Annotated in this window: 12 protein-coding genes; 10 read left to right on the top strand and 2 right to left on the bottom strand. The window is 59.5% G+C overall.

Annotated elements, in window-relative coordinates; genetic code table 11:
- The first annotated feature begins 40 nt into the window (after positions 1–40).
- The 8 genes from I8E17_RS23765 (at position 41) to fhuB (ending at position 11144) form a co-directional block, all read left to right on the top strand.
- The gene (locus I8E17_RS23765) at positions 41–4018 is read left to right on the top strand and encodes a non-ribosomal peptide synthetase (protein WP_219511594.1); all 3978 of its coding nucleotides are present in this window, start codon (positions 41–43) and stop codon (positions 4016–4018) included.
- Between the two features lie 32 nt (positions 4019–4050).
- Entirely contained in the window at positions 4051–5370 is a 1320-nt protein-coding gene (locus tag I8E17_RS23770) for a lysine N(6)-hydroxylase/L-ornithine N(5)-oxygenase family protein (RefSeq protein ID WP_069615632.1), read from the top strand.
- Entirely contained in the window at positions 5371–6090 is a 720-nt protein-coding gene (locus tag I8E17_RS23775) for a 4'-phosphopantetheinyl transferase superfamily protein (RefSeq protein ID WP_069615633.1), read from the top strand.
- 164 nt (positions 6091–6254) lie between these two features.
- Positions 6255–6845, top strand: coding sequence for a sigma-70 family RNA polymerase sigma factor (locus tag I8E17_RS23780; protein ID WP_069615634.1), 591 nt, complete (start codon positions 6255–6257; stop codon positions 6843–6845).
- Positions 6846–6906: 61 nt separating this feature from the next.
- The gene (locus I8E17_RS23785; RefSeq protein ID WP_069615635.1) at positions 6907–7380 is read left to right on the top strand and encodes a GNAT family N-acetyltransferase; all 474 of its coding nucleotides are present in this window, start codon (positions 6907–6909) and stop codon (positions 7378–7380) included.
- A 59-nt stretch (positions 7381–7439) separates the two neighbouring features.
- Positions 7440–8252, top strand: a complete 813-nt coding sequence (locus I8E17_RS23790; RefSeq protein ID WP_069615636.1) for an ATP-binding cassette domain-containing protein — start codon at positions 7440–7442, stop codon at positions 8250–8252.
- Positions 8242–9147, top strand: a complete 906-nt coding sequence (locus I8E17_RS23795) for an iron-siderophore ABC transporter substrate-binding protein (protein ID WP_069615637.1) — start codon at positions 8242–8244, stop codon at positions 9145–9147. The genes I8E17_RS23790 and I8E17_RS23795 overlap by 11 nt, the downstream gene beginning before the upstream one ends.
- On the top strand, positions 9144–11144 hold the full coding sequence (gene fhuB / locus I8E17_RS23800) for a Fe(3+)-hydroxamate ABC transporter permease FhuB (RefSeq protein ID WP_176728060.1): 2001 nt from the start codon (positions 9144–9146) through the stop codon (positions 11142–11144). The genes I8E17_RS23795 and fhuB overlap by 4 nt, the downstream gene beginning before the upstream one ends.
- 89 nt (positions 11145–11233) lie before the next feature.
- Here the strand turns inward: fhuB and I8E17_RS23805 are convergent, their stop codons facing one another.
- Both I8E17_RS23805 and I8E17_RS23810 read right to left on the bottom strand, forming a co-directional pair.
- Complete coding sequence (locus tag I8E17_RS23805; RefSeq protein WP_069615638.1) at positions 11234–11815, bottom strand: dienelactone hydrolase family protein; 582 nt, start codon at positions 11813–11815, stop codon at positions 11234–11236.
- Between the two features lie 197 nt (positions 11816–12012).
- Positions 12013–14202 (bottom strand): TonB-dependent siderophore receptor, encoded by a 2190-nt coding sequence (locus tag I8E17_RS23810; protein ID WP_069615639.1) that lies wholly within the window; start codon positions 14200–14202, stop codon positions 12013–12015.
- 298 nt (positions 14203–14500) lie between these two features.
- Between I8E17_RS23810 and I8E17_RS23815 the strand changes: the two genes are divergently transcribed.
- The gene (locus I8E17_RS23815; protein WP_069615640.1) at positions 14501–15409 is read left to right on the top strand and encodes an alpha/beta hydrolase-fold protein; all 909 of its coding nucleotides are present in this window, start codon (positions 14501–14503) and stop codon (positions 15407–15409) included.
- Between the two features lie 276 nt (positions 15410–15685).
- Complete coding sequence (gene bcsN / locus I8E17_RS23820; protein ID WP_229002149.1) at positions 15686–16642, top strand: cellulose biosynthesis protein BcsN; 957 nt, start codon at positions 15686–15688, stop codon at positions 16640–16642.
- Positions 16643–16698: the final 56 nt, after the last annotated feature.

A 16698-nucleotide genomic window follows, 5' to 3' on the forward strand; every position in this document is an offset into this window, starting at 1 on the left:
AGATATGTATTTCAGTACACTTACGGAGAATGGCGAAGAAATGACTGTCCACGATCGGAACGCCAAGGCAGCAAACGATACGGATTACCTCGCCAAATGCTCGCTGTCGCCAGCACAGTCACGTATCTGGCTCCTATCGGAGACGGGTAACGAAGTCGTCTACGGGCGACAAATACTCGGGATCGTCTTCCCTTCGATCTCTCTTGACCTAGCGCGCGAGGGTCTATCAAAACTTTCTCGGCAACATCCCCTCATCACCTCGGAATTCGAGGCGCGGGCAGGCGGCGGCGTCCAGCAGATCTTAAGAAATGATCGCTTCGTCGAGATCATCGAAACGGCCTTGACGGCAGGCGAAAATCTGGACGAGGCGCTGAGAGTGGTTGCTACGGCAGAACAAGCCCGCCCAATCGACCTCACTGATGGCAATCCGGCCCGCTTCATTCTCCTGACGCAAGAAGGGCGGGCGGTGGGCGCCCTGTTCTCCCTTCACGCAATCCTTGCCGACGCTGCGGCGCTCGACCTGCTCGCAACGGATTTCCTTCGCAACATCGGCGGTCATGACCCAGCGGATATCGCAGAGACGGTGCTGCCCGACGCCGCTTCGTGGATGATTGCCAACGGCGCACCACGCCATGCAGCACCGGAACTGATCGACTTCTGGTTTCAGCGGCTGACGGCTCAGGAGAACATTGCGGCACTCCTGCCGCAAACATCGGCGGGAAAGAACACGGCCGACGAGGCATGGTTCGAGCATATGTTTGACGTGCCGATACAATCGTCCGCTGACATCTCCGAGGACATGCTTGCCTCCCTCGGGATCGCCCTGCGGCGCCATACCGGATACGGCACTCAAAGGATCGGCCTGGTCACGCGTCCGGAAAGGCAAAGAATTGCCGCCCGCAACGAGGACGTGTTGATCCTGACGCCGGAACTCGACGGTGCCATGACGCTCAAGGACGTTCGCAATGCATTCGTAAAGGAAATCGAGACCGTAACCCGGCAATTCGTGTCCTTCGAGGCCCTTGCCGATGCGTTGATAAGACGGGACGAATCCTTCGACACCACCGGCCTCGTCAAGACGCTCCTCGATGTGCGTCCGCCCCTGCATCTCCTGGAAGCAACCTCGAGCGACGTCGCGCTGCGCAGCCCCGTCGAACCGCAGGCGCGCCGCGATGCCGATCTGGTCGTTACCGTTTCCCCGGCATCCGCAGGCAAACTGCGTATCAGCATCGGCTTCGACCCGCAGAAGCATGATCGAAAGCAGATCATCCGCTTCTCCGATGATTTTGCCATTGCGCTTGCGCAATTGAATGCCAATCCCGGCGTACAGGTCAAACACATCCCCTTCGTGTCGCCAGAGGAATTGGAGAGGCTTTCCGCACCCTATCCCGACGCACCGGAAGCGGACGACGGCACACCGATCCACGAGGTCATCTCCGCGCAGGCGAAAAGGCGGCCGAACGCCTTTGCCGTCGCACAGGGCGAGAAATCCGTGACACATGGCGAACTTGAAGCTGCCGCCAACCGGCTAGCCCATCGGCTGATCGCGATGGGGATCGGCCCGGAAAGACGCGTGGCTATCGCCCTTGAAAAATCGATCGATGCCATCATCGCCATTCTTGCTGTGCTGAAGGCCGGCGGCGCATTCACGCCGGTGGAGCCGGATCATCCTGAGGCCCGCAATCGTCACATCCTGACGGCCCCGGGCCTCTCGCTCGTCATTTCCCGGGCAAAGCACATCGCCAACCTGCCGAGCGATATCGCGACACCCTACCTCAATCTTGATGTGACCGATCTGTCCACGGAGAGCGCCGACGCGCCGGCAACGATCATTGCCCCACAGCAGCTTGCCTATGTGATCTACACGTCAGGCTCGACGGGTGTGCCGAAAGGCGTCGCCGTCGAGCACGGCCCGCTTGCGCATCATTGCAAGGCGACTCTGCGCATTTATGAAATGAGCGAGGGATCCTGCGAATATCCGGTACTGCCCTTCACCTCGGACGGCGGCCATGAGCGCTGGATGGTGCCGCTGATGGCAGGCGGCGGTGTGGTGCTGACGCAAGACAAGCTTGCCACGCCCGAAGATGCCTTTGCAGCCATGAAGCGGCACGGCGTCAGCAATGCCAGCTTGCCCACAAGCTATGTGCGCGGCCTTGCCGAATATGCGGGAGAGAACAGCGAAATCCCGCGGCTGCGGCTCTATTCCTTCGGCGGCGAAGCGCTGTCGCAGGCTGTGTTCGACATGATCACCGAGAACCTGAAGGCGCAGTTGCTGATCAACGGCTATGGTCCGACGGAAACGATCATGACGCCGATGATCTGGAAGATCCCGGCAGGAACTCGCTTCGAGGGGACCGTCGCTCCGATCGGCCGCGGCGTTGGCGATCGACGCATCTATGTGCTCGATGCCGACCTCGCGCCCGTCCCGGTCGGTGTAATCGGCGAAATCTATATCGGCGGCAGCGGCCTGGCACGCGGCTATCTCGGCCAGCCGGAGCTGACGGCTGATCGCTTCATTCCGGATCCCTTCACGCCGGGCGGGCGACTGTACAAGTCGGGCGATCTCGGCCGCTGGCGCGAAGACGGGATCGTTGAATTCGCCGGCCGCGTCGATCACCAGATCAAATTGCGCGGTTTCCGCATCGAGCCAGGCGAAATTGAAGCTGTGCTGCGCTCGGACCAACGTGTCGCCGAGGCTGTCATCCTCCTGCACAATGACGGCGGACGGAGCTCGCTCGTCGCCTATGTTGTGCCGCGCGAGGGCGAGAGCTTGAGCGTGACCGAACTGCGCCGCACCGCCATGACCGCCCTGCCCGATTACATGGTGCCGCAAACGATCATGCTGATCGACGGGCTGCCGATGGGGCCGAACAGCAAACTGGATCGCGCCGCCCTGCCGGCACCGCGTATCGAACGCGAAATGGCGGCGCCCGTCAATGACAAGGAAAAAGCAATCCTGGAGGTCTGGAAAGACATCCTCGACATCGGCGATATCGGTGTTACCGAGAATTTCTTCGATATTGGCGGGCAATCGCTGATGGCCGTACGCATCGTCTCCCGCCTGAAGATGCGCCATCCCGAATGGCCGCTATCGATCGCCGACATGTTCAACCATCCGACGGTGCGCGATCTGGCACTGGCGATTGACGGCAGTCGCGACGAAACCGGCGTCGATGTCGTCTATCTTCGCCGTAACGGCGACCGGCCGGTGCTCTATTGCTTCCCGGGCCTGCTCGTCAGCACGCGCGAATATATGCGGCTTGTCGATTATCTCGGGCCGGAACAGCCGGCGACCGGCTTCATCTGCTATTCACTGACCGAGACCAAGACGCTGAGTACCCGCGTCGAAGATATCACGGCGCGCTATGCGGAAGCCGTGCGCAGACAAGCCAAGGACCGGCCGTGCGCCTTCCTCGGCTGGTCGTGGGGCGGGCTGCTCGCCTATGAGGCCGCCCGGCAGCTCGGCGATGAAATCGATCTGCGCATGATCGGCATGGTCGATGTCTGCGACATGGACGAGGAATTTACCGTCGGCATCATGCCGCGCTTCGAAGACGGCATCCGAGATCGCACCCATGCTGCCGTGCAAAGCTGGTTTGCCACCACGCCGATGCGCGAGGATTGGAAGAGACTGTTCGCCGCTATGAACGAGGAGGTTTACGAACAGTTCCTCCACCATGTCGTCAAACATAATGTCAAACTGCCGACGGATGGTCCCGATATCGGCTCGGAAGAACATACGTTCTGGATCCTCATCGATAATGCGATGATCTTCCGAAACTACCGCCTTGAGCAATCCGATTTTCGCATCCATGCCTTTGCGGCCGAGGATTCTCTGACACGCGCCCTCAACGTCATCGACTGGCGGCGCTACTCACCAAATGCCACGGCATCCGAGATCGTCACCGGGACCAACCATTTGACGATCATCGGCAAGACGCCTTTCCATCAGCGTTTCGCCCGGCGGCTCGATCATGCCTTTGCGCCGACATCGCTGTCCAAAGACACCGTCAAGTAACCCCCTCTTCGACATCATTCTGGAGCTGCATCATGACATCGCACGTGCTCGACCTCGCCGGGGCCGGTATCGGTCCCTTCAACCTCAGCCTTGCCGCTCAGCTCGATTCCATACCGCAACTTTCCGTCCGCTTCTTCGAGCGGCGCCCATCCTTCGCATGGCATCCAGGAATGATGCTGCCGGGCGCAGAGATGCAGACCTCCATTCTAAAAGATCTGGTAACGGCCACCAACCCGACAAGTCCGTGGAGCTTCCTCTCCTATCTTGTTGCGCATAAACGCTTTTATCAGTTTCTCAATGCGGAATATGAAGCCGTTCCGCGCAAAGAATTCGCCGACTATCTAGGATGGGTCGCGCGCGGCCTGACCTCGCTCCGCTTCGGCGCCAGCGTCCGGGAGGTCCACGCCAATGACGGCTTCTTCTCCATTGCCACCGAGGATGGCGAAATCAGCGCCCGCAATCTCTCCGTCGGCGTCGGCAAGATTGCGTCTCGTCCAGCCTGGGCCGAACAGCTGCCGAAATCCATGACCTTCCACAGCAGCGAAGCTGCGCAACGTATCGGTGATGTCAAAGCACCACGCATTGCCGTCATTGGCGGCGGCCAAAGTGGCGCCGAGATCGTCGATGCCCTGCTAGACCTGAACGCCGTTTCGACCATTCACTGGATCAGCCGTCGTCCGAATTTCGAGCCGCTCGATGCGACGCCATTCACCAACGAGCTCTTCACGCCAGGCTATATGGAGCGTTTCCACGGGCTTCCGGAGGAGCTGCGGCTCACGCACACACGCCGGCAGGTGCTGGCGAGCGACGGCGTTTCCGCATCCACCTTGAAAAAGCTCTATCGCCGCCTCTACGAGCGAAAGGTCGATGCAGGCGGCCGCCCCGATCACGGCATATCGCTGCGCCCGTTCCGCAACGTCATCGCAGCCGAGCAGGATGGTCCCGAAATCACGCTGACCATGCGCAACGGTTTCGATGACAGCGTCGAGACGCTTGTTGTCGACATGGTCGTTCTTGCAACCGGCTATCGCTTTGTCCTTCCGCAATTCCTGCATTCGCTCGAAAATCGCATCGAACTCAACTCCATCGGTGAACCGGTGCTGGAAAGCGACTTCTCGCTGGCATGGAACGGGCCGCGTGAGAACCGCATCTTCGTTCTCAATGCCGGACGCCATAGCCACGGCATCGCCGAACCGCAGCTCAGCCTCGCCGCATGGCGCAGCGCCGTGATTGCCAATGCATTGCTCGGTCGCCCGCATTTCGATCTCGATCAGCTCGATCCGATCGTGCAGTGGGAAACGCACGGGCAGCCATCGAACCTTCCCTCTCACATGGGACAGGCAGCGGAATAGGTGAAGACGAGCCAATTGCAGAAAGCGACAGCACAGGTGGAGCTTCATAGCCTGTGCTTGTCTGATGACATCCTTATATCGGAAACGATTTTGAGCGCGCCGGAAAAAAGCCGTGCCGCGGCATTCAGATCATGCTCGGCGCGGCGCCTTTTCGTTGCCGGACGGGTGCTGTGCCGAAGCATTGTCGCCAATCTGCTTGGCTGCGCCCCGCAAGCACTTTGTCTCGCGATTACCCCTTCCGGCAGGCCCTACCTGCGTGATTACCCGGACATCGACTTCAATCTCTCTCACACCAAAGACCACATAGCGCTCGCGATCTGTCGCGGCGGCCGCGTCGGTATCGATATCGAGCGCCTCGACGCATTTTCGGAGAAAGAAGCCTTCGAGATCATGCCGATGATCCTTTCCGAACAGGAGCTCAATCAGGTGCATCAATTGGATGAGCGATATCGCCACAATGTTTTTCTCGCCTGCTGGGTTCAGAAAGAAGCTGCGTTGAAATGCTTCGGCCAGGGTTTTCTGGCCGACCCGCAAAGCGTGATGCTGGCGCCGGGAAATACAACCTTTGAAGGCAAAATCCGGATATCGGACGAAGCGATTTTCATCCATTCCGGCAGGATCAGCAAAGGAGAAAGCGGGGATTTTCAATGGGCTATCGCGACCTCAAGAGCTGTGGCACGGCCGCAATGGCAGCATCACAAAAGCGGGATTTTCTTCTAGATCGCTAAAAAAATTAAAATAAAATCAGGTGGATAAACCTTGATTTAGGAGATGCTTCGCTTTTCGACTCCGCTATCTTGACTATCATTGTCATGTTTTATAGGTTCCCTCTCAAAAAGAGGGGCACACAGAAATGCAACTTTGGATTTCAGCGAGAGCCCGACATGATTGCCAACCATTTGCAGTCGACTTCCAATGAGCAACTCCAAACAGCACTTCACGCCTATCCGAAGCTCCTCTCCGTCGCACGCAGGATCACCGGCTGCATGAGTTTGGCCGAGGATGTCGTGCAGGAAGTTCTCCTGCAACTGGTCTCCAAGCCGCTGAAGGAGGATATAGCGGCTCCCACGCCCTATGTGATGCGCATGGTGCGCAATCTGGCAACCGATCATATGCGGCGCCGGCAATATGAGCGGGGCCTGTTCGTCGAAGAGGAAGTCGGCGGCAATACCTCGGCCTATGGAAGCCCCGAGGAGCATCTTCACGAGGCCCAGGCCTACAAGGCCTTCCGCTGCACGGTCGAATCCATGCCCGCCAGAACCCGGAAGTTCTACGAAGAGCACTATTTCGACGATATCCCGCAAAACATCATTGCCAAAGAGGCGGGCGTATCCTGCGCCCTTGTTTGCGGCCTTCTGCGGGAGGCGCATTCGCGATGCCTCGCCGCCATTTCGCTCGAGGCCGACCATGCTTGCGCTGCCGGCGGCAGCCACAGACGAAACCGAACAACACGGGTGCGGGAGATGCGGGCCTGATGGCGGTTCGCCACCATCGCCTGCGGACACCGCGCTCCATCGCCAGGAAAAGGAAGAACAGATGCAGGAAGCCATCGAGATAACCAAATCCAAAGGCGCCATCTGTCGTGACATCATGTCGGAATTGACCGACTGGTTTACCGACCCCGATGTCATCGAAGCCTGTGCGGGTGCCGTGGAGACCCTGCCGATGTTCGGTTGCGTCGAGGCGGATACCGTTGCCGGCTTCGTTGCGCTGCGCGCCCATCCGCCAGCCGCCATGGAGATTCTCGTGATAGCAACCAGGCGCCGACACCATCGCAGCGGCGTCGGCAAGCGATTGCTGGCCGCAGCCGAAACCTTCGCCCGCGATTCCGATTGCAAGCTTCTGACGGTCAAGACACTTGCGCCGCGCGGTCGGGACGAACCGCAATATGAAAAGACCCGCGCCTTCTACGATAGAAACGGCTTCATCCGCGCCGAGATATTTCCAACCCTTTGGCGTGAAAGCGATCCGTGCCTCTTCTTCGTCAAGCCTTTAACCTCGATCAACTAACGCAGCGCTTCACCGGCTCCCGGAATTCTGGGAGCCGATCGGCTTCAGCAGGAATATTAATGAAAAACGATAGGATCACCGGAAACGGTCAAAGTCACGCAACGGTTTTTTCGACAGAGGGCTTGCGTTTCGAGGTCGACGGCAAGACCATTCTTCACCCGCTCGATATCAGCTTCAAGGCGGGCGAGATTTCCGGTCTGATCGGCCATAACGGCTCCGGCAAATCCACGCTGATCAAACTGCTGGCCCGGCAGATTCAGCCGACCGGCGGGCGCATCTTGTTCGATGGCGTGGCCGCCGGCTCCTACGACATGCGCGCCTTTGCCCGCGCCGTCGCCTATCTTCCGCAGGACACCAGTTCCGCTGCCGGCATGACCGTCGAGGAGCTTGTCGCCTGCGGTCGTTATCCCTGGCATGGCGCGCTTGGGCGGTTCACCGATATCGACCGGGAAAAAGTCGAGACCGCGATGAAGCTCACGCATGTCGATACGCTGGCAGGCCGGATGGTGGATACGCTCTCCGGCGGCGAGCGCCAGCGTGTCTGGATCGCGATGCTGGTTGCCCAGGACAGCCGCTGCCTGTTGCTCGACGAGCCGACATCGGCACTCGACATCGCCCACCAGATGGAAATCCTCGGGCTCGTGCGCGAGCTTTGCCGGACGAAGGATCTGAGCGTCATTCTCGTCCTGCACGATATCAATGTCGCGGCACATTTCTGTGATCATCTGCATGCGCTGAAGCAAGGGCGCCTCATTGCAGCAGGCCCGTCGCCGAGCCTCATGAAGGCCGAAACGCTCAATACGATCTACGGCACCAACATGGGCGTCACCGCCCATCCCGTGCATGGAACGCCGCTTGCCTATGTCATTTGAAAGCAGCTTCGAGAACCTGATGCTCTCCCGCCGCACGCTGCTTGCTGCTGCGGCACTTTTTGCCGTTCCGCAAGCGGGGGTAGCTGCAGAAACCATGTCCGGCCCGATCGTTTCCCTCGATTACGGCCTGGCGTCGACACTGCTGGCGCTCGGCGTCACGCCCGCCGCAATCGCCTCGCTTGCCGATTGGGACACATGGGTCGTCGAACCGAAAATGCCTGGAGGTGTCATCGATCTCGGCACCACCAGCGAGATCAATCTCGAGGTCCTGGCAAGCATCAAACCGGCGCTGATTCTGACGACGCCCTATCTCGCGCCTTTGAAACCGCAATTGGAGGCAATTTCGCCGGTCCTGGAACTGACGATCTATGCCGAAGGCGGCGAAGCTTTGCCACGCTCCATCGAGGCGACGCGTCAGTTGGCCGACGCCATCGGCCGGCGGCAACAGGCGGAAGAATTCCTTGCCCGGTCGGAGCAATTCTTCGACGACTGCGCAAACCGCGTCAAAAAGCTCAACCCTCCACCATTGGCGCTCATCAATTTTGTCGACCCGCGCCATGCCCGCATCTATTGCGGCGCTGGCCTCTACCAGAACGCCATGACCAGGATCGGGCTCAAAAACGCCTGGGCCAGACCGGGCGATTACTGGGGCTTCGAGACGATCGGGCTGGAGCAATTGGCGACGCTCGATCAAAGCCTGCGCCTCATCGCATTCGAACCACTGCTACCGCCGAACGTTCTCGACAATCTGCAGGATAGTCCGCTGTGGACCAGCCTCCCTTTCGTTAGAGACGGGCGCGTCTCCGTGCTGCCGGGCACATTGATGTTCGGCATGGTGCAGGAAGCGAAGCGCTTTGCGCGCATATTGCTCGATCATCTGGAAACAGTCGCATGATCCGCACCGAAGCAAATAACGTCCTCGGTGCTCCAGCCGTGGCTCTGACGCTGTTCGTGCTTGCCGGCCTGCTTGCCTGGCATCAACTGGCGCCTGACCTTTCACGCTTGTTCGAGCAGGAAGCAGGTTACGATCCGCAGCGCTTGCTGCTCGTCTATTCCACCCTACCGAGGATCGTTACCGCATTGCTGGCCGGCGCCGCACTTTCGCTCTCTGGAAGCCTGCTGCAGCAGGTGCTGCGCAATCCGCTCGCCTCGCCCTCCACACTTGGCATTTCCGCAGGCGCCAATCTTGCGCTCGTTGCCGTCATGCTCGCCTTTCCGGCCCTTCAGGGCCTCAGCCGCGATGCGGTTGCGCTGTTCGGCAGCGCCGCCGCTGCGGCAGTCGTTTTCCTGATCGGTGCAAGACGGGGCTTCTCGCCCTTGGCGCTGGTGCTTGCCGGCCTGATCGTCGGCGTCTGGAGCGGAGCGCTTGCCGCCATTCTCGTCTTGATGAACGATCGCTACCTCTCCGGCCTGTTCATCTGGGGGGCTGGATCGCTGGCCCAGCAGAGCTGGACCATTCCGCTTTCCCTTCTCCCGAAAATCCTCATCCTTTCTATCGCGGCCCTGCTGATGGCGCGACCGCTAGCGCTCATGGAACTTGGCGATAGCGGCGCGAGCGGACTTGGTCTGTCGGTCAGGCACACGCGCATTGCTGCCGTTTGCATTGCGATTGCGCTTGCCGCGATCGTCACCAGCGCCGCTGGTGTTATCGGCTTCATCGGTTTGATCGCTCCGCGTATAGCCCAGCTTGCCGGCGCCCGACGGATGAAGAGCCAGCTCATCTGGTCGCCCTTCATTGGCGCAGGCTTGCTGCTGCTCACCGATGAGGCTCTGGTGCTGTTTTCCGGAGCCTCTTCGACCTTCTTGCCGACGGGTGCCATCACTGCGTTGCTGGGCGCGCCATTGCTGCTCCTGATGCTGCCGCGCTTGAAGGCCGTGCAACGCAGCACGCCGTCTCCCTCTCAGAATGGCAACCGCGCCTTACACGCACCGCGCGTACTCTTGCTTGCATCAGTTCCGGCGTTCGTCCTTCTGCTGGCCGGCGCGGTCTTCTTCGGGCGCGCACCGGATGGAACATGGACGCTGCTTGCCTATCCCCATTGGCTCGACGTGCTGCCCTATCGCCTTCCACGCATCGCCGGTGCCTTTGCTGCGGGCGCGATGCTTGGCGTCGTCGGCGCCATCCTGCAACGGCTCAGCGGCAACGAGATGGCAAGTCCGGAGGTTCTGGGCATTTCGGCAGGCGCTACCCTTGGCGTCACCGCCGCGCTTTTCCTTCTACCCGCTCCCGGCATGGCCGCCCAACTGAGCTTCGGTGGTATCGGTGCCTTCGCCGTCCTCATCGCCATCTTCCTGTTCGGCATCCGGTCCGGCTTCGCGCCGGAACGGGTACTTCTGACAGGCATCGCGCTCGGAGCTATGCTGGATGCCTTCATCAGCGTGCTGGCCGCGAGCGGCGATCCGCGTGCAATGATCGTGATGCAGTGGATGAGCGGATCAACCTATCTCGTTGATACAACGAAGGCAATCTCTGCGGCGATAGCAGCAGCGACAGGCCTTGCGCTTGCCTTTCTGGCCCGTCGCTGGCTCGATCTGCTACCGCTTGGGACCCAGGCGGCCCAGGCAATCGGCGTTCGCGTCAACTTTGCCCGGGCCTGCCTCTTTGCTCTTGCCGCAGCCATGACCGCAGCCGCCACCCTCGTCGTCGGGCCTTTGAGCTTCATCGGCCTCATGGGGCCGCATCTGGCACGCGAGCTCGGCCTGCGGCGCGCCGCACCCCAGCTTACCGGCGCGACACTCGCCGGCGGCGGCCTCATGGTGCTCGCGGACTGGTTCGGCCGAATGATCGTCTTTCCCTACCAGATGCCCGCCGGCCTGGTTTCCGCCCTCGTCGGCGCCCCGCTGCTGCTGATATTGCTGATGAAGCGGCGTAGAGGGCATAGTCTGACGTAGCAGACGCTCCCCGAGCGCGGCATATATGCAAACGGGATGCTTGCTAGCCGAAGGCGGGCGGTGTGCGTGTGTTGCTACAATGGCTTCGATCAGACGCGATCCAGGAACTCGAGCACTCGGCTCGTCAGCAGTGCGGTTGCACCCGCATCATACGACGGGAGAGAACTGTCGGCGAAATAGTGCTGATTGCCGGGATAAAGAAAAAGCTTCGCGTCCTCGGCCCTTGCCACGATCTCACGGGCGGCATCGATATCACCTTCGCCTACGAAGATTGGGTCGTTTTCCATCCCATGAATCTGGACCGGGACGCCACGCGGCCAAGGTCCGAAGGCCCATTCGCCACTGATCGGCAGGCAGGAATGGAAGAAGAGAGCTCCTCGGGCTCCGGGCCGTGTCTGGGCCAGCTTCTGGGCAGGTAGCACACCGAACGAGAACCCGGCGTAGACGAGCGCAGGAGGCAGTTCGTCGGCAACGCCGGCGCCGCGCTCCCGCATATGGTCGAACCCAATCCGCTCGATATAAGCGAGCCCCTCTTCGATGCTCTGGAAAGTGCGCCCGTCGAATAGATCAGGCGTGTGCACGATGTGACCGGCGCCCCGCAACACATCAGCGAACGCGCGCACACCCGGGGTCAATCCTTGTGCGTGGTGGAACAAAAGGATCTCGGCCATACGGAACCTCTCCTGGGATGGTCGGGCATATTTTCTGCCAGGCTACAGCCTCATCGCCGCATCGGCAAGAATGCGGATATCTTGCGCGATAGGCTCAGGCGACAAGGTAGCCTTGCTTACAATAAGGTCGAGTTCGGCCGACGAGGAGGCTATCAGGGCGGAGCGGGCGCCGCGCAGAATACGGCGCCCCGATAAATTTACCAGCGATACTTCAATGAAGCCGTGACGTTGCGGCCCTGTCCGAGGTAGCAATAGCCCTCGTTGCAGACCGTCAGGCGGCGGTTGGCAATGTTGCGGACGTCAACAGAAGCGGTGAGGCCCTTGTATTTCTGGTCGATCGCGCCGAAGTCGTAAGAAAGCGCAGCGTCGAGATAGAAGCTCGCGTCGTTCTTGGCGGTATTGGCCGTGCTGGTGTAGGTCTCGCCGGTATAGCGAATGCCGGCACCGACGGTCAGACCCTTGGCAGCCGAATCCTCCTGGAAGGTATAGTTCGACCACAGGCTGACGATGTTCTTCGGCGTCACCGCAGGTGAGTTGCCTTGATCGTCGCCCCGCGTAATTTCGGAATGATTGTAGGAATAGGCGGCAATCACGTCCCAACCATCGGTAATATTCGCCCTGGCCTCCAGCTCGATCCCCCTATTCGTCACCTCGCCCAGCGAGGCATAAACGAGTGTCAGCGGGTCGACCAAGACCGGCTTGTTCTTCTCGACGAGGTGATAGGCAACAGCCGAAAGCAGGATGTCGGTGCCCGGCGGCTGATATTTCACGCCAAGCTCATACTGCTCGCCCTTCGTCGGATCGAGGATGTTGCCGGATGCAGACCGCGCCGTGACCGGATTAAAGGAAGTCGAATAGCTCGTGAAAGGCGCAATGCCATTGTCGAAGAGATAGAGCGCGCCGAGCTGGTAGGAAAACGCATTCTTGTTGAGACTGTCGTTCGTGGTCGTATCGGTGGAAACAATGGTGGTGTCGGTCGACTGCTTCACCCAGGTCTGACGGCCGCCAAGCGTGAAGCGCCACTTGTCAAGTTCAATCTGATCGATGGCATAGGCGCCGAACTGCTGCAGGCGGCCATCAACCCGGCTGAAATTATAGGCGGGCGTCGGACCCGATACTCCGTAGGTCGGGTTGTCGATATCGAAGTCATAGGCGGGGCTGGTCGTTGCATCCATCCCGTAGGCGAATGAATCGCTCATGCGGGTATAGTCGAGACCGAACAGCATGGTATGGGCTGCCGGGCCGGTATCGAATTTGGATTCTAGCTGGTTGTCGACCTGGAAGACATTCATCCTGTCCCCGATCGCGGTCGCATAGCGTTGCGCGACGTCTCCGGCCCAGTCGAGGGTGCTGAGATAGCGTGCTTTCAGATCAAGATGCGAAAAGCGAAGGTTCTGACGGAAGGTGAAGCCGCCGTCGAACTCGTGTTCGAACTGATAGCCGACCTGCTGCTGCTTGGTCCTCTGATAATCGTAATCCGGGTCGCTGTCGCGATAATCGAGAACATTGCCATCGGGGCCGATCATCGCGCCGACATTTGCATCCGTTTCCGTGGATTGCGCCGAGCCATATATGGTGATTTTCGTCGTGTCATCCGGCTTCCAGGTGAAGGACGGCTGGATCAGATAGCGATCGTCGGCAATATCGAAATTGGTGTCGCCCTTTCGGGCCAGGCCGACGATGCGATACAGCATGCTGTCATCGTCCTGATTGACCCGGCCGCCGAAGTCGAACATCGTCTGCGCGCGGTCCGATGTCCCGTAGAGAACACCGACCTCCCTGATCGTCTCGTCTATCGGCAGCTTCGATATCTTGTTGACGATGCCGCCCGGAGAACCGGCACCATAGAGAACCGATACCGGCCCCTTGATGATCTCGACACGGTCGAGCGAATAAGGATCGGTCCGGAACATGGCATAGTTCATATAGGGCTGACGCAACCCATCGCGATAGTCGCCGACGGTGGTGATGTCATTACCGCGAACATAGATCTGGTCGAAGCGCGGATCGAAGCCATAGGAACCGGTCTGGACGCCGGCGGAATAACGCACAGCCTCGACGATGTCCTGCGCGCCGCGCTCTTCCAATTCCTTCTTGGTGATGACCGAGACGGAACGAGGGGTTTCGACCAGGGGCGTATTGATCTTAGTGGCACCCTGACTCTTCTTTGCCGCTACGGTCGTATTATCGCTTGCGTCACTCGATTGGCCGCTAACGACGATCGGCGCGAGCTGAGTGGCACCTCCATCATTCGCATTGGCCGCAGCGTCCTGCGCAAAGGCATTTCCACTGAAAGCAAATAGTGTTGCAAGTGCGGTGGCGCCGCTTGCAAGCTGGAATCTCTTACGTGTCAAATTACTGATATAATTATGGGATTTCTGCTTCATAAGCCCTTTGCGCCTGCCCGTTGCTGAAAAAGATGGCGCAAATTAGTTCGCAGGCACAGCCGGCGTCAAGAATACATGAGTACAAGAGTCATATTTTTTTATTGGTTTCCACCTTATGTTGCAGAATGGCTCCGCTGGCCGAATACCGGATTACGGAAGACACCTGAAAATTACGCTTAGCAAAGCATCTGGCCCGCTTGCCAGATCGCACCACCCATAATATGAGAAATTTCATCATCTTTCAAACATCGGCGCCTGTTGCTCCTGCGCCTTACATGATCGGTCAGCCGGAGAGGCCATGTCCCATACCTCGTCACATAATGCCGCTGCCATTCTGGCGCCGGTCACCCTTCCCGGCTGCACATTCATTGACCTGAAGTTCGACAATGCCGATCATCCGCACAGGATCTTTCTTTATCGCCCGGACAAGCCGGCACCGCGGGAGGGTTGGCCGATCCTATACCTGACCGACGGGAACGCCTGTTTTGCGACCGCTGTCGACGCACTCAAAGTACAGGCGAGCTATCCGAACGGAACCAATGTCGCGGAAGGCGTCATCGTTGCCATCGGCTATCCCACGGACGAGCCATATGACCCGCTCCGCCGCTCCTGGGATTTGAGCCCACCGCCCGGACGCGTCTATCCGCCATTTTTCCCCGATACGCCGGATGTGAAGACCGGCGGCGGCGAGCGTTTTCTGGCGCTCATCGAGGATGAGCTTAAGCCTTGGATAGAGCAGCAGGTCCCGGTCGACAGCTCACGCCAGACACTTTTCGGCCATTCGTTCGGCGGCCTGTTCACGCTCTACGCGCTGTTTTGCAAACCCGATGCCTTCAGTCGCTGGATTTCCGCAAGCCCGGCGATCTACTGGGAAGATGCCGCTATTCTTTCGATGGAGAGAGAATTCGTCGACAGGCACAAAGAGCCGCTCGATATGGAACTGCATCTTTCCGCCGGTCAGTATGAAGGCGAGACCTTGGCGCCCTTCCATAAAGGCACAGCCGAAGAGCAGAAACGACAGGAACGGGCTAAAGAAACCCGCACGATCGAACTCGCCCGCGAGATGGCTGCAAGATGGGCCAAACTGGCGTCATCCACAGGAACGATAACCTTTGAGGAATATGCCGGAGAGAACCATATGTCGGTCCTCCCGGTCGCGCTGAACCGAGCCGTCCAGATCGCATTTCGAAGAAAGAAATCGATCTGAAATTCATAGGCTTGCGGCCTAAAGTTGCAGCTTAATCTCCGACTAGCCATCGCTCTTCGTGTACTTGGCGCGAAGAGGCACATTCGGCGTGTATTTCTGGCCTCTTGCTTTAGGTCAATCGGCCAAATTTAACCATCGGTTAACCATAATCACCTTTATTTGCTATAGTGAATACAAGCATTTGATTCCAAAGACCGTCGCGCAATTTGCCGATGAATGTGACCACACAGGATTGCCGCGATCTAAGAGATGCATTTTTCAAAGACGATAGCGTTGATGATATTGGCCTGCCTCGGCGCCGGTTGCACGACGACCGGACAGGTTCGCCAGTCGATCGGCGTGGAAACGGTCACGAGTGACAAAGCACTGGCTTTTCCACCGCCAGGCGGGCCGGCGATCGTTAATGTGGTCGAGCGCAGACGCACCAAGGATGTCGAGCAGACAATCGCGCTTTCGACCTCGTCTTCCGTCTCAGGCCAGAATTTCCTCAAGGTTCAGTTTCTTGGGCTAACGGGTTCAAGTCCCGCACTGGGGAGCCGGCCCTACAATACGATCAGCGAAGGCGCCATTGCTCGCGAAATGGCGGCTGCGGTGCCTGGCGTGCGGCTCGCGCGCTCGGCGACCTTCGTTCAGAACAACTACGGTCCCTTTGGTTATGCTTCCGGCCAGAGCCATACCGGCGATACCTGTCTTTATGCCTGGCAGCAGGTGAAGGCCGGCTTTGCGCCGGCCCAGGAGCAACGCAATTTCGGCATGGTACAGGTGCGCATCCGGCTCTGCGACGCTCATGCGAGCGAAGGCCAGCTGTTGAGCACGGTCTATGGTTATACGATCGCCGGCCATTTTGCCGGCGCCGCACTCAACCCTTTCGGCGCGCCCCGCGGCGCGGATGCCGTTCTGGGCAAGCCCGGCGAACCGGTCTATCCCGACGCCACCCCTTATCGCACGGCACCCATCAGCATTGGCTACCAGAACCGCACCGCCGCAGCGCGTCCGACGGTCGTGCGCCGACCGGTCATGATGAAACCTCAGCCGCAGGCGGCGCCGGCTCTGCCGCCGATGATCGGCCCGCGCGTACCACTGCCTGATGGGCAGACCGATCAACCGCAGACAAATGGCGCGAATGGTGCAAGTTCGATGGCAGCGCCGCCACCTGCGAATACCGCAAGCAATATCGTCGTGCCTTTACCGGACTGTAACAGGGCAACTGGCATATCTCAGGGGTGCCGCTAGCAGGCGGCGCTGCTTGGGGGCGCCAGGATGGCGTCTGGCAATACCTTTGAAGGAAC

The organism is Rhizobium sp. AB2/73 (assembly GCF_020871915.1).
Classification (GTDB): Bacteria; Pseudomonadota; Alphaproteobacteria; order Rhizobiales; family Rhizobiaceae; genus Rhizobium; species Rhizobium dioscoreae.